General features: G+C 63.6%; 14 protein-coding genes. 6 read left to right on the top strand and 8 right to left on the bottom strand.

Going from position 1 to position 20,591, the window contains the following annotated elements; translation table 11 throughout:
- Positions 1–10 precede the first annotated feature (10 nt).
- The 8 genes from GM658_RS13460 to GM658_RS13425 form a co-directional block, all read right to left on the bottom strand.
- Entirely contained in the window at positions 11–655 is a 645-nt protein-coding gene (locus GM658_RS13460; RefSeq protein ID WP_155454565.1) for a hypothetical protein, read from the bottom strand.
- Positions 656–718: 63 nt separating this feature from the next.
- Positions 719–1,228, bottom strand: a complete 510-nt coding sequence (locus GM658_RS13455; RefSeq protein ID WP_155454564.1) for a DinB family protein — start codon at positions 1,226–1,228, stop codon at positions 719–721.
- The gene (locus GM658_RS13450) at positions 1,228–2,214 is read right to left on the bottom strand and encodes a TraB/GumN family protein (RefSeq protein ID WP_155454563.1); all 987 of its coding nucleotides are present in this window, start codon (positions 2,212–2,214) and stop codon (positions 1,228–1,230) included. Before GM658_RS13450 ends, GM658_RS13455 begins: the two co-directional genes overlap by 1 nt.
- A 38-nt stretch (positions 2,215–2,252) precedes the next feature.
- A complete protein-coding gene (locus tag GM658_RS13445; RefSeq protein ID WP_155454562.1) occupies positions 2,253–3,422 on the bottom strand; it encodes a purple acid phosphatase family protein in 1,170 nt (389 codons plus the stop codon).
- Entirely contained in the window at positions 3,422–4,786 is a 1,365-nt protein-coding gene (locus GM658_RS13440) for a Gfo/Idh/MocA family protein (RefSeq protein ID WP_155454561.1), read from the bottom strand. The genes GM658_RS13445 and GM658_RS13440 overlap by 1 nt, the downstream gene beginning before the upstream one ends.
- Before the next feature lie 30 nt (positions 4,787–4,816).
- Positions 4,817–7,774: a TonB-dependent receptor plug domain-containing protein gene (locus tag GM658_RS13435; RefSeq protein WP_155454560.1), complete on the bottom strand. Its 2,958-nt coding sequence runs from the start codon at positions 7,772–7,774 to the stop codon at positions 4,817–4,819.
- A 15-nt stretch (positions 7,775–7,789) separates the two neighbouring features.
- Positions 7,790–10,789: a TonB-dependent receptor gene (locus tag GM658_RS13430; protein ID WP_155454559.1), complete on the bottom strand. Its 3,000-nt coding sequence runs from the start codon at positions 10,787–10,789 to the stop codon at positions 7,790–7,792.
- Positions 10,790–10,874: 85 nt separating this feature from the next.
- The gene (locus GM658_RS13425) at positions 10,875–14,204 is read right to left on the bottom strand and encodes a TIM-barrel domain-containing protein (protein ID WP_155454558.1); all 3,330 of its coding nucleotides are present in this window, start codon (positions 14,202–14,204) and stop codon (positions 10,875–10,877) included.
- Positions 14,205–14,483: 279 nt separating this feature from the next.
- Here GM658_RS13425 and GM658_RS13420 point away from each other — a divergent pair, with 279 nt between their 5' ends.
- The 6 genes from GM658_RS13420 to GM658_RS13395 form a co-directional block, all read left to right on the top strand.
- Positions 14,484–15,620 carry an SIS domain-containing protein gene (locus GM658_RS13420; RefSeq protein WP_155454557.1) on the top strand — a complete coding sequence of 379 codons (1,137 nt, stop codon included), beginning with the start codon at positions 14,484–14,486 and terminating at the stop codon, positions 15,618–15,620.
- Positions 15,607–16,593 carry an ROK family protein gene (locus GM658_RS13415; protein ID WP_155454556.1) on the top strand — a complete coding sequence of 329 codons (987 nt, stop codon included), beginning with the start codon at positions 15,607–15,609 and terminating at the stop codon, positions 16,591–16,593. The genes GM658_RS13420 and GM658_RS13415 overlap by 14 nt, the downstream gene beginning before the upstream one ends.
- Positions 16,590–17,894, top strand: a complete 1,305-nt coding sequence (locus GM658_RS13410) for a D-tagatose-bisphosphate aldolase, class II, non-catalytic subunit (RefSeq protein ID WP_155454555.1) — start codon at positions 16,590–16,592, stop codon at positions 17,892–17,894. The genes GM658_RS13415 and GM658_RS13410 overlap by 4 nt, the downstream gene beginning before the upstream one ends.
- Positions 17,895–17,927: 33 nt before the next feature.
- Positions 17,928–18,695 carry a DeoR family transcriptional regulator gene (locus GM658_RS13405; protein ID WP_155454554.1) on the top strand — a complete coding sequence of 256 codons (768 nt, stop codon included), beginning with the start codon at positions 17,928–17,930 and terminating at the stop codon, positions 18,693–18,695.
- 2 nt (positions 18,696–18,697) lie between these two features.
- Positions 18,698–19,783, top strand: a complete 1,086-nt coding sequence (locus GM658_RS13400; RefSeq protein ID WP_155454553.1) for an N-acetylglucosamine-6-phosphate deacetylase — start codon at positions 18,698–18,700, stop codon at positions 19,781–19,783.
- A gap of 16 nt (positions 19,784–19,799) precedes the next feature.
- Positions 19,800–20,591 (top strand): MFS transporter (locus GM658_RS13395; protein WP_229416895.1); only part of this gene is annotated, 792 nt, incomplete at its 3' end.

Genomic DNA, 20,591 nt, shown 5'->3' with positions numbered 1-20,591 from the left:
GAAACGGTAATTACTCTCCGTGTTGCTTGCGAAGCGCTTCGAGTATCTGAGACGTCTCGTCTTCCCCTCCCAGCACAATCGTACGGACTATCTCTTTGGCTGGAGGTACCGCTTCGACCGGGATCTGCAGGCCGACATATCGGCCTGCGTCGGCAAGTGCATTGCGAATGCCCGGATGTCCTGTCGCACTGTGCGTTTGTTTGATCACCTCCGCTACAAACGACTTATATTTCTCGTCGCTCGCAACATTCTGGTCAACATTCACTTTACCGGAGCGGTTCTTGCGGTGAATTGAATGAGCCGTCATTCCATCAATCACAACAAAGCGCGGGGTCTGGGGTGGCTCTGCGGCTAAGTCAAGCAAGGATGACAATCGAGCGAACTGCAGATCAGGGAGAATCCCGGCTTCTTGTTCTACTTGCGTCAATTGAGGCAAAGGCCAATCCTGAAGCCAGATTTGCGAAACTGCCGCGACGACGGAAACCGAAACCGTTCCTGCTATGCATAAAACAGAAATGCAGATCTCTCGATGGAACGACGGCTTCAAAAGGACCCGGATGCATTCGTCCGCCCCAGCGAGCTGCCAATCGTTGGCAAAACCGCCCAGGCCGAGCGCTCTACAAATATTTTCGGATGTGTAGTTTGCGGAAAGCATATCGCTGGTGGCTAACTCACTCTAGGTTCAAAACTCGGCAAAGGTACCAACGTCTAGTGGATTTCATGGCTGCCTCATGGAGGATTGCTGCCTTCGCTCAGGTTCTTCTGCGTGGATAAAAACGGTGAAGGTATCGGCTGGGCGCACGCCCCCTTCCAAATCCAAGGCATGACCGATCGCACCGCGGTGATAGGTACCATGATTGATGATGTGGAAAAGAATTTCGAGACGGGTGAGCCGGCCTTGTTTGCCGTCTACGAACTGGAAAGAGACTTGTTCATTCAGCGTTTCGGAAGTCGACTCGTTGACGTATCGGGTGAACCATGCGTTTGATTGGGTCAGCTTTCTCTCAAGTTCATCAAGTGTTGGAACGGCCTCGGTATTTGTGGTGTTATGCGGACGCTCGTTTCCAATCAGGCGTGCCCTAAACAGTTCTTCCACTATGACCATGTGGTTCAACTGCTGGCGAATGAAGGCAACCGCTGCGCGTCCCTTCTGCGCTTCAAGCGCTTTGGCAGCATCAAGGGTCCGGCGATCGGCCCACTGTTTGTATTTGAAACCGTCGATCAGCATTATTCGGGCGCTTCCACTTTGTAGCCCTTGGCCTTCAGTTCGGCGACAGGGCCTTTCGGGTCAAGGATGCTTTGCAGTGCCAGCACAGCGAAAGTCGTGTCGTTCTTTTCCAGCGCGCGCTCCGCATTGACCACCCAGTTTTTCTTCAGGTTTTCCATGACGTCTTTCAGTCTCGATTTGAACGCATCGTTGTTGAGGATAGCATCCTTGCAGGACTCTTCGCGGTCGGCAAAATCCAGCGAGGCGATCTTCGACATGTCACCGACGGCCCAGGCGTTGGCGCGAGTGCGCATGGCGCCAAGATCGGATTCTAGGCGGTCCACAGTTTTGACAAAGCACGCGATGTCCGTGCCGGCGGAGTGCTTGAAGTCCTTTAGCGCTTGCGCCGGATCTTCCAGCTCCATCTCGACATTGCTGGACGTGGTCTTCACCTTATATTGCTGCACCAGCTTCTCCAGCCTGGCATAGACTCCGGTGCTCTTGGTCAGGCCGTTCTTTTCCAGGCCTTTCGTGTAAAGTGATTCAGCCACGAACATCGGGCGCTCGCGTTCAATGCCAGAGTCTTTGCCGATGTATTTGGCCTTGAGCGCCTGCCAGCGGTCATAGGTTTCTGCAGGCAGCACATCGACCAGTTTCGCTCCGTCCGGATTGTTCTTCGCACCAAAAAGGGAGGGCAGCATTTTGAGCCCACCCCATAAGCCCACCGACATCCCGAACTCCGGCTTTCGCAAATACTCTTGCGACTTGGCCATGATGGATTCAACCTCCTGGGAACGCCAATCCATGTTGACCGGCAGCGGCGCGTAGTCGCCGAAGATGTACATCACGTGATCGCCTTTGCTGACTTTCCACAGGCCAGGGCCAGGGCGCTGGCCGACGATCAGGACTTGCTCGGTGTCCGCCAAGGGTGCAGGGGGTTCTTCCTGCGCCCACGCGGAGCCCGCCAGCAGGCAAAGGGCGGCGGCGGCGATAGTGCGATTTACCATGTTGACTCTGCGTGCCAAAAAGGCAACAGAGTAACATGTTATCGGCGTACCGGGATGGTCAGCGTATGTGCCGTCACGCCTTTGTCGCTCACTACTTTGACGGTCAGCGTGCGGTCCGTGGCATCGACACGCGCCAGCTGGTCCTGTCCGAGGATCAGCGTGTGGTAGGCGTGCGTCTTGTCGGGAGCGTGATAGGAGAAGGCGTGGTCATGGCCAGCAATCACCAGGTCAACGCCGGCCTGGTTGGCCAACGCAGTCCAGGCGGCGCCGCTATCGGGCAGCCAGCCCCAGTCGGCCTGGTGCATCGCCACCACGCGGAACGGCGCCTTGGCGAAGTGGCGGTTGCCCGTCACTTCTCCGCGCAGCCAGGCCAGCTCGCTTTCGCGGTAAGGCACGGTGCGATTCAGCTGCGCGTACACGTTGGTGTCGTCCGGCTTGTCCTCAGCGGTGTCGAGTACCAGTAGATGCACCGGGCCCATGGCGCGCGAGTAGTAGTAAGTGCCTTCCGGCGTCGGCACATAGCCGGCCAGCTGGCGTGCGTAGGCGCCGCGCAGTTCATGGTTGCCGCGTGCGAAGAGCAGCGGCTTGCCCGGTCCCATGGCGGCAACCGTCGGGCGTAGCCATTTGCTCCACACCTGCTCTTCCGAATCGACCCAGTGGAAGGCGTCGCCCAGGTGCAGCAACGCGTCCGTGCTGTCCCAGTCGACCATCTTCATCAGGCGGCCGATGCGTGCGGTGTCTTCGTGGGTGTCGGTGACCACGCTGAACGAGATCTTCGCCTGCTGCGGGCTGAAGGTGGTGAACGTGGCTGGCGCGCAGCTGATACTCAGGCCCTTGTCCGGCCAATAGGGCTTGAGCTTGACCACGCGTGTTGCGATGGCTTCGTACGAATAATGCTTGCCGGGTTCGAGTCCGGTTACCGTCACCACGTGGCGCTGGCCAACCGGGACCAGGCCGTCCACCTGCGGCTCGATCTCGCGCACCTTGTCGCCGTCGTACAAACGCAGCTTGGCGTGACTTGGCGCATCTGTCATCCACATCACCGAGACTGCAGTATCGGAGAGCGCGGACAGGTACGGGCCTTCGGTGATTACCGGCTTGGTGTCGAAGACCTTGTAGGGCTCGGACTGGGCCCCTGCCATCCCCGGCGCGGTCAATACAGCCAGGCCGAGGCACAGGGACGCCAACGCAGTTTGCGCATGCTTCATCAGTAGCTGTCGTTGAAGGCGAAGATCGGCTTGCGCTTGCTCCACTGGCCTCGTGTGAAGTCAGGGAAGTCCAGCGTCTGGAAGTTCTGCGCGATCGATTGCTCGGACAACGGCGTGATGGCGCTCCATGTCACCGCGTCGTAGATGTCGATCGGCATTGGCGCACGCGCCTTCAGCGCTTCCACAAAGGCATGGATCACGAAGTAGTCCATGCCGCCGTGGCCCGCACCTTCCGCCTGGCCGGCGTACTTGCGCCACAGCGGGTGGTCGAACTGGTCCTGGTAGGACTGGAAGTCCTCCCACTGGTGCGGCTTGCTCTTGCCTTCGATGTGGATGGAATGGTTCACGTCCATCCACAAGCCGTTGGTGCCCTGCACCCGGAAGCCCAGCGAGTACGGGCGCGGCAGTGAGGTGTCGTGCTGCAGGATGATGGTCTCGCCGTTTTCGCAGGCCAGCGTCGTGGTCACCACGTCGCCCAGGCTGAACTTCACCTTGCCGCTCGGGTGGTCAGCGCCACCCTGCTTCATGATGTAGTCGTGCAGGCCGCGTGCCTTGGTGGCGAAGGTATTGATGCGGGTGAATCGATTGCCCCGGTTGATGTTGGTGTACATTGCGCAAGGCCCGATGCCATGGCTTGGATACAGTTCGCCGTTGCGCTGCACCGAATGCTGCGTGCGCCATTTCGCTTCCGACCAGCCCTTTTCACCGAACTCGATACCGCTGCCGTACGGCTTGGCCGGGTCGCCGTTGTTGAACTTCACCGCGCGCAGGTCGTGCTGGTAGCCGCCTTGCAGGTGCACCAGTTCGCCGAACAGGCCGGAACGCACCATCTGCAGCACCGCCATCACGTCGCGGCGGTAGCATACGTTCTCCAGCAGCATGTAGGGCGTGCCGGTTTTCAGCTGGGTGTCCAGCACGTCCCAGTGGTCTTTCAGCGTGATGCCGGCCACCACTTCGCAGCCGACTGGAACCTTGGCCTGCATGGCGTCGATCGCCATTTGCGCGTGCCATTCCCACGGCGTGGCGATGATCACGCCATCCAGCGCCTTCGCATCCAGCATGCGGCGGTAGGCGTGCTTGTCGCCGTCTTCGCCAAAGGTACGCGGTTTTGCCTTGCCAGCCTTCTCGAATTGCGCCAGGGCCTTGCCCAGGTTGATCGGTTCGATATCGCACAGCGCGGCCACTTCCACGTCGTCGCGGCGCACCAGCTCTTTCAGCAGCACCTGGCCGCGCATGCCGGTACCGATCATGCCCAGGCGGAGCTTCTCGCGGCCACCGGCTGCAAACGCGGTCGGCAGCAGCAGGCTGCCCGCCAGCGCGGCGCCGGCGGTGAGGAAGTGTCGTCGATTGAATTGCTTGTCCATCTATTCAAAACCTCTCTGTGTTGATGCAGGTTACCAGAACTTATAGCTTGCCGAGAGCGCGAAAGTGCGGCCGAACAGGTTCAATTGGTGGTTGTAGCCTTCCCAGCCATTCGGGTCGTAGTACGGCATCTTGTTCGTCACGTTCTTGATGTTCAGGCCTATGTCCAGGTTCTTGACCGGCTTCCAGTTGAAGCCCAGGTTGACGGTGTAGTACGAAGGCTGGCCGCCGCACAGGTTGTCCGGCATCTGGACGCCGGCCGCCATGCAGTTCTCCGGCGTGTTGTCGGTGTCATAGTCGCCGTATGCCCACTTGGCTTTGCCGGTGTAGTTCACGAACACACTGGTGACGAAGTTCTGGTAGGTCCAATCGGCGTTCAGGGTCGCACGCAGGCGCGGCGAATCGTAGTAGCCGACGTAGTTGCCCGAGAAGCCGCTGCCATCGTCATAGTTGTAGGTTTCGCGCTTGCGGATGGTGAAGGCGGCGCCGGTACCCAGCTTGCCCCACTCGCCCAGCGAGAAGCGTGCGCGCGCATCGATGTCGAAGCCATCCAGCAGGGTGCGGCCGCGGTTCGAATAAGAGTTGATCAAGCCGCCAATATTGCCCACCGAGTACTTCGGCAACGGGCCGGTGCAGGCTGCGGCATTGGCCGGGTTGGCGCACATGGTGGTCACTGCGGCCATATTGGCGCGGTCGGCATCGGTCAGGTCGTTGCGGATCGCCTGGCTGGTGCCGGCCAGGGCTGGTCCGTACTGGTCAACCAATTCGGTGAACAGCTGGTTGAAGTCCTGGCGCACGATCTCATTGCGGCGATAGACGAACCAGTAGTCCAGCGAGATGCTGACGTCCTTGGTCGGCTGCAGCACAAGGCCCAGGGTCGAGATCTTGGCCTTTTCCGGCTGCAGGTTCGGGTTCGGCGGAGTCAGGCCGCCAACCGTGGTCGAGCAGTTGGAATTGAGCAGGGTCTTGCCCAGGTCTTTTTCCGCCGGGTTGACGGATTTCTGCAGCAGCTTGGCGATGGCGTTGGTTTCGTCGCAGCGCACGGTGTCGCGGATGCCGCCCACCTGGGCGAACACGCCCCCGCTGCCCGCTTCGGCCAGGTTAGGCGCGCGGAAGCCTTCCGAGTAGGTACCGCGCAGCATGACTTGCGGCAGGGCGCGCCATTGCACGCCGATCTTCGGCGCCAGGTTGGCCTTGAAGTGCGGGTATTTGTCCAGGCGCGCCGCGGCGTTCACTTCCAGTTTGTCGGTCACCGGCACCACGACTTCGCCGAACAGGGCGCTGATATTGCGCTTGCCGTCAAACCAGGAGCCGCCCTGCTGCGTGATCAGGCCATTGGCGGCATCGGCATTGCCCGGAGTCTCGAAACTTTCACGCATCAGATTCGTACCGACAGCGGCGCGCACTTCGCGGTCGTCCAGCTTGAACAGCGTGCCTTCCACCTTGGCGTCAAAGGTAATCAGCTTGGTCCAGGACTGGATGTCGAAGGTCGGGTAAGCCTCACGGATCAGCGCCGCATTTGCTTCGCTGATTTCTCCAAATTTGAAGGCCGGGTTGTCGGCGATGTAGGTACGGCCGGTGACCGGGTCTTTGGTGGTCGGGCCGAAGGCTTTTTCGAAGCCCTTGGTGTTGATATTGGTGGTCTGGTATAGCGTGGAGTGGCTGCCTGCCACGCCCAGCGCAGTTTCAAAGTCCCAGCTGCCGCTCAAGTTGCCTTTCAGGCCGGCCAGCACGCGGTAGTTGTCGTCCAGGTTCTTTTGGCCGAAATGGCCGACCGCATCCTGCATGATGTAGTTCAGTCCAGCCGCACCGCCCATCATGGCTGCCATATCGGGGTCGAGCTTGCCCTTCAGGTAGACGTTGTTCGGGCCAAGGAAGGGCTGTGTGAAGGTATTCAGCGTGGTGCCGGTATTGCGCGAGAACCAGTTGTTGACCGAGCCGCTGTTGAAGCTGCGCGGGCCGTTCTCGCCGCGCATCTTGATGTGGGTGTAGGACGCCTCGGCAAACGCTTCCAGGTCGTCGCCGAATTTCTTGCGGCCGGACAGGAAGCCCGTTACGCGGTCGGAGGTCGGGCCGGTGTCCAGCGCGTACGGCAGGTTGTTCCACACGCAGCGCGTGCCGGAAGCTTCGGTGATGGCAGTGGTGCAGCCCGGCACGGCACGCTGGGTGCGGGCATTCTTGTTGGCCGGGTCGAAGACGAAGAACGTGCCCGGATTGGGTTGCCCTGGTTCGCTGCCGACACCGACGCGGAAGTTCGAGATGAAGTTGGGGTTGTTGACGTAGAAGTAGTCCGGGCGCTTGTCGTAGGTATCGGCCAGCGCAATGCGGTCACGCTTGTAGACGTTCAGCGAGGCCATGAAGTTGTAGCCGTCGTTGCCCATGTCGCCCTGGCCGTACACCAGGCTGGCCTGGTGCTCGCCGTAGGCCGAGACTTTCTGCGAATGGTCGGTGCTGACTTTCGCTTCCAGGCCCTGGTAGTTCTTCTTGGTGATGACGTTGATCACGCCGGCCACCGCGTCGGAACCATAGACTGCGGATGCGCCGTCGGTCAGGATCTCCATGCGCTCGATCGCTGCCGCGGGAATGGCGTCGATGTTGACGAACATGGTCTGGAAGCCGGCCGGTGCGCCGTAGAACGACAGGCGGCGGCCGTTTAAAAGCACCAGCGTTCCTTGCGCGCCCAGGCCGCGCAGGTTGGCCTGCGAGCCGCCGTCGGAACCGGTGAACATGGAGCGGAAATCCTGCTGCGCCGGGCGCGCGGCAGGCAGGTTGTCCAGCACCTGCATCAGGGTGCGGGCGCCCATGTTTTCAATTTCCTTGGCATCGATCACCTGCACCGGCGATGCGGTTTCGGCGTTGATGCGTTTCAGGCTGGAGCCGGTCACTTCAACGCGCTGCAGCTTTTCGCCATCGCCGTCACCATCGGCAGCGATCGCGCCGCCGGCCAGTCCTGCAGCCATCAACGCTGCGATCAATCGTTTCAGTTCCATTTCTCTCTCTCCTTTTTAGAAGTTATATTCGGCAGTCAGGCGCACGGAGCGCGGCGCATTTCGCGAGCTCACTTCGAGGTAGTGGCGGGCGACAAAGCCGGCGTCTTCGTGGGTTTCGTTGTAGCGGGTCACCGTCTGGCGATCCAGCACGTTGAACACGTCCAGTTTCAGGCTCAGGCCTTTGGCGAAGGACGGTGTGTAGACCACGTTCAGGTCCAACTGGGTCTGCCATGGCATGCGGCCCTGGCTGCCGCGCGGCGCCGGCTTGCCGTCGCAGAAGAAGTAGGCGTCGCCGTAGTCGTTATCGAAGTGCAGGTTGTCGGGCAGCGCGCCGATGCAGTTGCGCGGCGCGCCCGAGATGAGGGCCAGGTTGCCGCCCACCATCCATTCCGGCGTCGCCTGCCAGAAGCCGTAAGCCTTGACCTGGTGGCGGTGGTCGCTTGGCAGGTAGCCGTAGGCGTTGTACATCAGTTCCTTGTGGTCGTCGCTCACCGTCAGCGCTACGTCGCCGCCGCCGATGGTGTCGGTCTGGCCTTCCATATTGCCCTTCAGCGAGGACAGGGTATAAGTCACCTTGCCGTACCAGCCGTCGCTCATTGGGTGCTCGATGGAGAGGTTCAGCGCGCGGTAGGTGCGGTCCGGTTTCGGGTTGCCCCATTCCGCCGCCGATATGTCCACGCGGCGCAAGCCTTTGCCGTCGGCGAAGTCGATCCACAGGCTGTTGTCGCGGCCCGGGTTGATGATGGCGCACTGGAAGCCGCTCCAGTTGCTGGCGTCGACATTGTTGCGCGCCGCCCAGGCGTCGATCGGGCGCTGGTCGCAGGTGTCGTCGTTGGTGTCGTTCAGCTTGCGGTACAGCAGGCCGGCGCCCACCACCAGTTTGCGGCTGAGGGCTTTTTCGAAGCCGAGCGCGAATTCATCCTGCGACAGCGGCTTCAGGCCGATGGCCGTCACTTCGCGCGCATCGCGGCCCACGCCGTAGGCATTGTTGGCCGAATACGGCTTGCTGATGGCGTGCAGGCCGGTCGGTGCGCCAGTGAGCGGATCGACGCCGGTGTAGGTGAAGAATTCGCTGGTATTCAGCGAAGGGCTGGCCATATTGCTGGACAGGTTGGACGGCACCGGCAGGTGATAGCGGCCCGCGTTGGCGTACACCTTCAGCGAGCTGTCGCCGTAGGCATCCCAGGTGGCGCCCAGGCGCGGGGCGATCATATTGCGCTGGGAGATGAAGGCGTCGCCCTCGGTGGTGTAGTTGGTGAACTGCTCGCGGCGCAGGCCCAGGTCCAGCAGCAGGCGTTCGTTGACCTGGTAGTGGTCCTGGATGTATTGCGCCGACTGGGTGCTGGTCGGGCGCGCCAGGCGGTCGGTGATGTCCTTGGTCACATAGTAGCCCTGCGTGCCGTAGCCGCCTCCTTGCGCCGGGGTTTCAAAGGCGCCGTTGATCGGGCGGTTCGGGTCCTTGGCGAAGCGGTAGCTCCAGCGGTAGCCGCCGGCCAGCGTGGTGCCGACCAGGGAATCGATCTTCAGGCGGTCGATACCGGCGCGCAGCGAGTGAGCGCCCAGCTTGTATTCGGCGTCCAGGCGCATGCCCTTCTGGTTGTCGTGCGAATTCGGATCGACCAGGCTGCCCGTGACGGTTTGCGGATTTGTGTAATTCCCCCTGATTTCCGGCACTTGCGTCGTGACGGAGGAGGAAGTCTGCGCCAGCGCCGGGTTGTAGCCTTCCGGAATACGGCGGTGCGAGGTACGCGAATCGCCGTACAGGGCGGTGACGGTCAGCGCGTCGGTCAGGTAGCCGGTGTACTTGAAGATGTTGATATTGGCGCCAGGCGCCGAGGCGGAGGAGCAGCAGTTGATGGTTTCCTGCGACTTTCCGCCCGGGATATCGTTGTGCGTCAGCGTGCCGTAGTCGAAGCCGTAGACCTGGCTCGTTGTGGCGGTACGGTCGTACAGTTTGGTGAATTCGAAGTGATGGTCATCGGTCAGGTTGTAGTCGATCTTGCCGAGATAGCGCTTGACGGTCGTGTCGCTTTTGTTCCAGCCGTTGCTGGTGATTTGCCCCGCGCTGCTGGCGGCGCCGATCGAGCTGGAATTCGTCTTCGTCTGCTCCAGCGCGACAAAGGCAAACAGCTTGTTCTCGATGATCGGGCCGCTGCCGTACAGGCCATACACCTTGCTGGTGGTGCGGTTGTCGCGGTTCCAATACAGCAGCTTGCCGTCGGTGTCCGGATTGGCGCCGGTGTTGGGGTAATAGGTGTTTTCCGGCTTGCTGCGCAGCGCAGCCGGAATGGTGGCAACCTTGCCGCCAAATTCGAACTTGTTGCCGCCGCTGCGGGTGGTGATGTTGATCACACCGCCGGTGGAGCGCCCGAACTCGGCGCCGTAGCCGCCCGACAGCACCTGCATGTTCGAGATCGCGCCGAACGGCAGCTCGGAGGCGCCGACCTGGGTCAGGATATTCGTGATCGGGAAGCCGTTGACGTAAAAAGCGTTTTCCGACTGGCCGGAGCCAGAGATGGAAGGCGCGCTGCCATACTGACTGTTGGTGCCGCGCGAGACACCGGGCGTCAGCTGCACCACCGAGGCCACGTCGTTCGCCACCGGAATCTGCTTCAGCTCCTTCGCCGTAAAGACCACGCCGTTATTGGTGTTGGAGACATCAATGTGGTTGCGCACCGAGCTCACGGTGACCTTCTGCATTTCGGTCCCGCCGAAGTTCGCTTCCACGCCGCTGCCGACGCGCGCTTCCACTTCCTGCGTCGCTTCCACAGCGCCGGAGCGCAGCACCTTCACCGCATAGCGGCCCGGCGGCATCGAGTTGGCCACATAGCGGCCGGCGGCATCGGGCGTCAGCGTACGCTGCACGCCGGTTTCCAGGTTCTGCACCACGACGCTGGCGCCGGATGGCGCTTTCACTTCGCCGAAGATGGTGGTGGTAGCGTTGGACTGGCCCCAGCTTTGGCCTGCCAGCGCCAGGCCGATCATGATGGCAAGGGCCTTCTTACGAGTATGCATGCAGTGTCTCCGTCTTTCGTATGGTTGTAAGCCGCCCGCCCCGGTCCGAAGAGGGGCTGGCGTTTTTATGACGATAAGGGTGCGGTCAGCGCATTCGGACGGTGGCGTCCTCTGTGCCTATCAGTACGGCGTTGGCCCAGTTGCCGCATACCTGGGCGGGTTGGGCGCCGCGTGCGCCCAAGGTCCGCAGGCTGAGTTGTTTCAGCCCGCGTACATCGATTTCCGGCTTGACCACCGCCGGTGCGGCCACCAGGCCGCTGTCGTACAGCAGGCGCTCGCCGCTCCAGACCTGGAACTGCAGGCCGCCCGCGCTGCGGCAGCTGTCGTCTACGCCAAGGTCGGCGCGCAGCAGGTTCCAGTTGCCTTCCAGCTGCAGGTCGATACGGCTGGCGGCTCCGACACCGAGGCCCTTGCGGAACCACAGGCCGTTCATGCGCATCTCCTTGCCCTTGCCGGCTGGGCGGTCGCGTCCGACGCCTTTTGGCAATGCCAGGTCCGACAGGAAGCTCTGCTGCTCCGCGCCTTCTGTGGTACGGGCTTCCAGGATGCGGAAGGTGGACAGCGCAATCGGCCCCACTTCCGCCGGCTGCAAGGCGTTGATCGCCTTGGCCGCTGCCCCAGGCTGCGCCGCCGTCACCATCGGGTCGGTCGCTGCCGCGCCTTCGCCGTCGGGATTCTGCGTGCTCAACACGCGGAAACGCAGCAGGCGGCCTGCGGTGGCAGGGAAGCTGATGGTCTGCGTTTTCTCCTGCAATTTCAGGCGGCCGGTGAAGGTCGGCTTGCCCCACTCGCCGTTGCTGTCGGCAATGTAGATTTCATAGTCGCGCACCTGGCCATGCTGCCAGTGCTCGTCGTTGCGCGGCGCGATCTCGATGCCGTCGATCAGGCGGCGTTCGGTGAAGCCGATGGTCCATTCGTGGGCGCCGGTCCGGATCGACTGGTTGCGCGTGGTGCGGAACCAGGTGCCCGGCTTGTCGTCGAAGGCATTTTCCAGCGGATGGCCTGGTTCTTCAGCAGGGCGGTTGACCACCAGCAGCGCATCCGGCGGCAGTGCGCGGCCCAGTTCCGGCGCCGAAGGGAATGCTCCGTCCTGCGCCGCCAGGGCTTGCGCACCCTGCACGGCGATGTGCAGCGCCTGGCGGATGTCCTGCTTGACGGTCTTTACGTACAGCGTGCCGCTGCGGTCTTGCTGGTCGTAGTACCAGCCCTCCGCAGCCGCATCGAAGGCGGCGCGGTCGGCGAAGGCTTTCAGCGCGCGGCCAGCGGCGTCCACGGCGCTTGGGCCCTGGCGGGACAGCATGCGCAGGGCATATGCACGCTTCGGCTCCTGGTTGGCATAGCTGCCTTCCACAGGTGAGATGTCGACGCTCACGGCGCCGTTGCTCTCGCTCATGCGCAGGATCTGCTGGCTGAAGGCGCCCTTCTGGTACTGGCGGGTATTGCCGTCATCTTCGTACAGCGTGAAGGAGGATTCACCATGCGGGTACAGGTCCAGCGTCAGCACGTCCTTCGGTTTCTCGCCGTCGTACAGCACTTCCGGGTACATCGGCAAGATCGCACCGGCGCGGACAAAGACCGGCAGCTTGTCCAGCGTGACCTGCAGGTCGATGTCGCGGCCAGCGGCGCCTGCGGTGGCCTGGCGGCCGTCCCAGTAGTCGAACCAGGTGCCTTGCGGCAGGTGGATCGCCTTGCGCCAGCCTTGCGACACGGCCTGGCTGCGGTAGACCGGCGCCACCAGCATGTCGCGGCCCAGCAGGAACTGGTATTTGTGCGCTTCGGTGAATGCAGCCGGGTCGGAGGGGTAGTCCCACATCAGGCCACGCACCAGCGGCGCGCCGGTCTGCTCGGTTTCGTGCGCCAGCGTGTACATGTACGGCGTCAGGCGCAGCTTGAGCTTCAGGTAGCGGCGGTTGATGCTGCGGTATGGCTCATCGAACCACCATGGATGCTTGCGCTCGTTGGCCGACCAGCCGGACATGCCCATCAGTACCGGCGTGAAGGCTTTCCACTGCAAGTCGCGGGTATAGGTTTCCGGGCTGCCGCCGAAGATCGCATCGACGTCGCCGGTGGCATAAGCCTGTCCCGACAGGCCGGAACCCACCAGCGTTGGCACGTGCCAGCGGATGTAGTCCCAGCTCGCGCTCTGGTCGCCGGTCCACGCGACAGCGTAGCGCTGCGTGCCGGCCCAGCCCATCACGGTCCAGATGAAAGGACGGCTGTCGGAGTTCTCCAGGATGCCGTCGTAGGCGGATTTGTTGGCGTCCAGCGAAAACTGGTAGCCCTTGCCGGTCCACGCCACGTCCAGCTTCTGCACGCGGGTGCCCGCGGTGCCGACTTCCCACTTGATCTTGTCGACGCCGTTCTCGGTCCACAGGCCGGTGCGGAAGCCGTACTTGGCCAGGCCCTGCACGGTATCCGGCAGGTTCGTATAGCCGCAGCCGTAGCCGTCATTCGGCAGGATCCAGCCGCCCGGCATATCGTTTTCGCGGTACTTGCGCGCCACCGAGTCGACGACATCGGGCGTCTTGCCGGTCGGGCCATCGCTCCAGCCTTTCGGCACGGTGCCCGGCTTCTTCACGTTGTCGCCATCGTTATAGCAATCGGCATCGCCGTATTCCAGCGCCCAGCGCGGCAGCATGCGCGCGCGGCCGGTCCATTCGGTGTAGCGCTCCAGCACGTCGTGCAGATCCTTGCCGACGAAGTAGTAAGCGTCGAAGCGCGGTTCGGCGTGCTGCAGCGCGACCAGGTCCTGCTGGCGCAAGTCATAGCTACCGTCCGCCCAGGTATTGCGCAGCATGCCCCAGCCGCGCGAGCTCATAAGGAAAGGCGCCGGGCTTGGGCGGTCGCCCTCCTCCCAGCCGCCGGAGTAAGAGACGTCCAGCTGGCGGCCCTTGAATTCATAACGGCCGTTCTGCTGGCCGCCTCCGAAGAAGCGCTCCGCCTTGTCGCTGGAAAGGGTTTGCACGCTGGCCTTCTCACCCAGCTCCAGCGGTTGCACTTCGCGCCACAGCGGCTGCGTTTCACCAGCGCGGTACAGCGTGAAGCGCACCGGGTTGCGGTCGATGCGCAAGGTCAGCTTCGCCGTGCGCAGCAAGATGTGGTCGGGCTGCTCGATTACGCTATGCTCGACCTGTGCGGCCGGCTTGCCGACGACGATGGCGGCGGCCTTGTCGCCGGCATCAGTCAGCTTTCCTTTAGGGCCGGCCCAGATGCGAAGCACGTCGTCGCGCACCAGGCTGACACGCACCAGCGCACCGGACTCGGTCGCCAGGTCCCATGACGGGCCGGCGCTTACGGCAGGTGCAGCGGCAGAGATGCTGCGCAATTTGCCCAGCGGGGCTGCGAAAGCGGTGCCGGTGGCCAGGGCGAGGACGGCGGCGGCGATTGCGGTGCGGGTGAGTATCTTCGTTTTCATGGGGCTACTTTAGAAATAAAAGCAAAAAAGGTCAACAAAAAGAAAGGTGAAAGCACAAAACAATCGCTTTTTCGAATATTTTTCTTTCGTATTAACCCTTATTGCGGCGCAATATCTTTCGCTTAGTAGCGCATTCGCAACGTTGTGGACAAAAAAGCGCCCATGGGCGGGCCTTCCGGCGAGAGCCGGCCATCCCCAATTCTTTCGTTTAACTTTCGTATTTGACTTTTCGAAATATGTTATTTATGCTTCGCCTAACTTATAACTTTTCTTTTTTCGATGACTAAGCTCCTCCAGCGTGACCAACAAGCCTGGCGCGACATTCGCGGCCTGGATACCGCAGAAGAGATTGCGCAGCAGCCGGCCCTGTGGCGCGAACTGGGCGCCAGCCTGCAAAGCCGCGCCGCCGATGTTGCCGCCTTCCTCGGCGGCTGCCTGCACAATCCACAGCAGCGCGTGATCCTGACCGGCGCCGGCAGCTCCTGCTACGTGGGCGAGATCGTCGCCGATGAATTGAATGCTGCCTGGCCCGCGCAAGTGCGCGCAGTGGCGACCACCAGCCTGTTGACCCACCCCGAGCTGTATCTTGAACAGGATGCGCCGACGCTGCTGGTCTCTTTCGCCCGCAGCGGCAGCAGCCCGGAAAGCCTGGCCGCCGTTGAACTGGTGCGCGAGCTGGTGGCCGATGCGCGCTTCCTGAACATCACCTGCAATGCGCAAGGCCAGCTGGCGCGCCAGGGCGATACCGATGCGCGCACCTTCAACCTGCTGATGCCTGCCGCCAGCTGCGACCGCGGCTTCGCCATGACCAGCAGCTTCACCTGCATGCTGCTGGCAGCCTTGTGCACGCTGGGCCGCGGTGAATGGCAGGAGCGCCTGGCCGCGTTGGCGCAGGCCGGCGATGCTGCCCTGCGCGACTGGGCCGCTCCGGTTGCCGCGCTGGCCGCAAAGCCGGTGCAGCGCGTGGTTTACCTGGGCAGCGGTCCGCTCGAAGCGCTGGCCAAGGAGTCGGCGCTGAAGATCCTGGAGCTGACCGGCGGCCGCGTGCTCGCCATGTCGAACACCGCGCTCGGGTTCCGCCATGGTCCCAAGTCGGCGTTGAATAAAGAGTCGCTGGTGGTGGTCTTCCGCAGCAGCAAAGCCCTGTCGCACCGCTATGAAGAAGACTTGCTGCAAGAACTGCGGCGCGACGGCGTGGCCGGCAGCGTCGTCACCGTTGGCGCCGATGCCGACATCACCGTGGAAGCGCCCGCCTTGCCAGACGCCTGGCTGGCGCCATTATGGCTGCTGATGGCGCAGCAATATGCGCTGCACCAGTCGGCTGTTCTCGGCCTGGCCCCGGACAATCCTTTCGCCGACGGCACCGTCAACCGTGTGGTGCAAGGCGTTACCATCTACCGTCATGACCAATTCTGAGCAACGCGCCTACCACGGCATCGACATCGGCGGCACCAAGATTGAACTGGTGTCGTGGATCGATGCCGGCGGCGAGTTGCAGGAAGTTTTCCGTGAGCGTGTCCCAACGCCAGGTACCGACTTTAAGGAATTCGTGAGCGCCGTTGTGGCGCTCGTGTCGCGCGGGGACGCGGCGCTGCCCGCGCGCCCCGTTGCCGCCGGCACGGAAACGGCCGCGCCGCCAGCGCCGGTCGGCATCGGCCTCCCGGGTGTTATCGACAGCGCGACTGGCCGCCAGATCAGTTCCAACGTCCCGGCGCTGAACGACCTCAATGTCGCCGCCGCTTTGCAGGAAGCCCTGCAGCGTCCCGTCATCATCGGCAACGACTGCCAGTGCTTCGCCCTGTCGGAAGCGCAAGGCGGCGCAGCAGCCGGCCTGCCCAGCATGTTCGGCGCCATCATCGGCACCGGCGCCGGCGGCGGCTATTGCGTCGATGGCCGCCTGCTGCGCGGCTTCAACGCCATCGCCGGCGAATGGGGCCACTGGACCGTGCCTGCGCCGCTGCTGGAGCAATACCAATTGCCGGTGCTGGACTGCCCATGCGGCAAGAAAGGCTGCATGGAGCGCTACGTCTCAGGCCCTGGCCTGTCGACACTGCACGCCCACATCGGCGGTGACGGCGCCGAGCCGCTTACCATCGTAGCGCGCGCCAACAGCGGCGACGCGCTGGCCGCGCAAGCACTGGCCATCCACCTCGACCTGCTGGGCCACGCCATGGCGGGCCTGGTGCTGGCCTACGATCCGCATGCCATTGTGCTGGGTGGCGGCCTGTCCAAGCTGGACCACCTTTACCAGCAACTGCCGGCCGCCATGCGCCGCCACCTGTTCCGCGGCGTGCATACGCCGCCTGTGCTGCCGCCGCGCTTCGGCGATGCCGGCGGCGCGCGCGGGGCCGCCCTGCTGGCCCGCCAACAAACGAAACAATCGATATGACCGCTTCCGAATCTCCCGTCCTGCAAATCGTCAAGGCGCACCGCCGCGGTGAAAAGGTCGGCTTGTACAGCGTATGCTGCAGCCACCCCACCGTGCTGCGCGCCGCGCTCAAGGTGGCCGCGCAATATGGCACGCCCCTGCTGGTGGAAGCCACCTCCAACCAGGTGGACCAGTTCGGCGGCTACACCGGCATGAAGCCGGCCGAATTCCGCGACTACGTGCATCGCCTGGCGCAGGAGCAGGGCTTTCCCTCCGAACGATTGGTGCTGGGCGGCGACCACCTGGGCCCGAACGCCTGGCAATCGCAGGACGCCGCCACCGCCATGGCGCACGCTGAAGTGCTGATCGATGCCTACGCCTCCGCCGGCTTCCACAAAATTCACCTCGATTGCAGCATGCGCTGCGCCGACGATGCACCGGTCCTGAGTGATGAAACCGTGGCTGAACGCGCAGTGCGCCTGGCCGCCATCGCCGAACAATCGGCAGCGCGCGCCGGCCTGCCGCCGCCGGTCTACGTGATCGGCACCGAAGTGCCGGTGCCGGGCGGCGAAGCCTCGCTGGAGCAGGCGCTGGCCGTCACCGCGCCGCAAGCGGCCGCCCGCACGCTGGAAGTACACCGCCGCGCCTTTGCCGGCGCCGGCCTGCACGATGCATGGCAGCGCGTCATCGCCATGGTGGTGCAGCCCGGCGTCGACTTCGACCAGTCGAATGTGCAGCACTACAATGCCGCTGCCGCCGCCGAACTGTCCGCCTTCGTCGCGGGCCAGCCAGGCCTGGTGTTCGAAGCCCACTCCACCGACTACCAGCGCGAATCGGGCCTGCACGACATGGTGCGCGACCACTACGCCATCCTCAAGGTAGGCCCCGCCGCCACCTTCGCCCTGCGTGAAGGCCTCATGGCGCTGTGCCTGATCGAAGAGGCCCTGCTCGGAAAGGAAAGCGCTTCGCGCCTGATGGATGTGCTGGACGAAGCCATGCTGGCCAAGCCAAAGCACTGGCAGAAACACTACCAGGGCAGCCCGCAAGAACAGCGCCTGATGCGCCGCTACGGACTGTCCGACCGCTGCCGCTACTACTGGGGCGAACCGGAAGTCGCGGCCGCCGTCAGCCGCCTGTTTGCCAACCTGGCCGGTCGCAGCATCCCCCTGCCATTATTGAGCCAATACCTGCCGCAGCAATTCCTCGCCGTGCTGCAGGGCGACCTGGCCGCCGAGCCGCAGGCTCTGGTGGAGCACAAGATTGGCCAGCTTTTGGGCCAATATGCGCGGGCCTGCAGCGCCAACAGCGCCGTCATCTGTTAAGCTCGACGTTTTCGAATTACCTCGTCAGAAGATATGCGAAATACCAGCCAGCGCCGCGAAACCATCCTGCAGGCGATCGTACAACATGGTTCGGTCCAGGTATCCGACCTGGTGGAAAAGCTCGGCGTGTCCGCCGTCACCATCCGCAGCGACCTGAGTGTGCTCGAATCGCAAGGCCTGGTGCAGCGCAGCCACGGCGGCGCCCTGCTGGCGCGCACCCCGCCCACCGAACACACCATCCGCCAGAAGGATTCCCTGAACCAGGCGCAGAAAGAGCAAATCGGCCTGCTGGCCGCGCGCATGGTGCAGCCGGGCGACAACATCATCATCGACTCCGGTACCACCACCATCTACCTGGCGCGCCACCTGCGCGAAGCCGGCGACATCACGGTGCTGACCAATGGCCTGAACATCGCCTGGGAACTGGCCGATGCGCCAGGCGTGGACCTGATCCTGACCGGCGGCCGCCTGCGCAAGCAGTCGCTGTCGCTGCAAGGCGCGCAGGCCGAAGCCTGCCTGTCGGCCTACAACTTCGACACCCTGTTCCTGGGCGTCGACGGTTTCGACCTGCAGTTCGGCATCACCACCCACCACGAAGCGGAAGCGAACCTGAACCACAAGATGGTGGAACGCGCCAAGAAAGTGGTGGTACTGACCGACGCCTCCAAGTTTGGCCGCGTGTCGCTGCACCGCATCGTGCAGCTGGACCGCGTGCACACCGTGATCACCGACGCCAGCATCAGCGCCGAGTACCGCGACGGGCTGGAAAAGCGCGGTATCGAAGTCATCATCGCGGAGTAAGAATGCTGCAAGGCCGTATCTTCACACCCGGCGGCTGGATCAACGGCAGCATTGCCTTTGACCAGCGCATCACCAGCATCACCGAAGGACCGTCCGGTGAAGGCCTGACCATCATCCCCGGTTTCGTCGACCTGCACGTGCACGGCGCCTCCGGCGTCGACATCATGGAAGGCGGCGAGGCCGGCGCCGTGGTGGCGCGCAGCCACGCCCGCCATGGCACGACCGCGCTGCTCGGCACCACGCTGACCGCCAAGGAAGATTCGATCCGCCACGCCCTGCAAGGCCTGGCCGGCGTCATCGCCCACCGTCCACAGCACGGCGCGCGCATGCTGGGCGTGCACCTGGAAGGGCCATTCCTGAACCGCCGCCGCCTGGGTGCACAGCCGCCCGACGTGGTGACCGGCAGCCGCGCCCTGGTGGAAAGCTATCACGCCATTGCCCCGATCCGCGTGCTGACCATGGCTCCCGAAGTGACCGGCCACCTGGAACTGATACCGCACCTGAAGGACATGGGCATCCGCGTCCAGATCGGCCACAGCGCCGGCAGCTACGATGACGGCGTGGCCGCCATGCGCGCCGGCGCCGCCGGCTTCACCCACCTGTTCAACGGCATGAGCGGCATGAGCCACAAGGAGCCGGGCATGGTGGATGTGGCCATGGCGCACGCCGAATACGCCGAGATCATCCCCGACCTGCTGCATGTGCATCCGGGCGCCATGCGCGCCGCGCTGCGCGCCATCCCGCGCCTGTACGGCGTAACGGACGCCACCTCGGCCACCGGCATGCCGGACGGCGAATACGCGCTCGGCACCCAGCGCGTATTCAAGTGCATGGGCTGCGTGCGCCTGGCCACCGGCTCGCTGGCAGGTTCGGTGCTGACCATGGACCAGGCCCTGCGCAACTTCGTCGGCCTCGGCATGGACCTCGCCGAAGCGTCGCAGCGCCTGTCGCTGTTCCCTGCCGACTACCTGGGCGAGTCGCAGCGCGGCCGCCTGGCGCTCGGCGCATGGGCCGACATCGTCGTTCTGGATAAATCGTTACACCCCGTGGCTGTCTTCGTCGAAGGCGAGCCGGTTCCACTCTCATAATAATCAAGGAGATCCAATGCAGGCCTTATCCATGCGCTACTTACTGTTTATCGCCGGGATGGGCGGCCTGCTTTACGGGATCGACGTCGGCATCATTGCCGGCGCCCTGCCTTACCTCGAATCGACTGCCTCCGCCGCCTGGAAGCTGAGCGCCCAGCAACTGAGCTTCATCGTCGCCGCCGTGCTGCTTGGCTCCGTGCTCTCGTCCCTGTTTGCCGGCGCCATCGCCGACGCCATCGGCCGCCGCTGGGCCATGGTGCTGGCCGGCGCCCTGTTCACCGCCAGCATTCCCATCATCGCCCTGTCGGACGGCTACACCCCGCTGCTGCTGGGACGCCTGCTGCAAGGCATCAGCGGCGGCCTGATTGGCGTCGTGGTGCCGCTCTACCTGGCTGAATGCCTGCGCGCCGACAAGCGCGGCCGCGGCGCCGCCCTGTTCCAGCTGCTGCTCACCATCGGCCTGGTCGCCGCGGCCCTGATCGGCCTGGTGCAGGCGCAGCACGTGGAAGGCGCAACGCAAGCCGCGCAAGCCCTGCCCGAAGCCGCGCGCGCCGCCGCCGTCTTCGACGCCAAGGACCACGCCTGGCGCAGCATTTTCTGGATGTGCCTGACCCCCGGCCTGGTGTTCACTTTCGGCAGCCTGCTGCTGGCCGAATCGCCGCGCTGGCTGGTACAGCGCGGCCGCCATGAACAGGCGCGCGCCGCCCTGCTGCGCACCCGCGACGCGGCCGATGTCGACAGCGAGCTGCACGACATGCAGGCCGCCGCCGGCGCACGCCTGGCCGCAGCAGCCGCACGCACCGCCGCA

The sequence above is a fragment of the Massilia eburnea genome (assembly GCF_009720745.1).
GTDB classification, from domain to species: Bacteria; Pseudomonadota; Gammaproteobacteria; order Burkholderiales; family Burkholderiaceae_D; genus Rugamonas; species Rugamonas eburnea.
The sequence above is the reverse complement of the archived record's forward strand: the minus strand, read 5'-3'. Positions and strand labels throughout refer to the sequence as shown.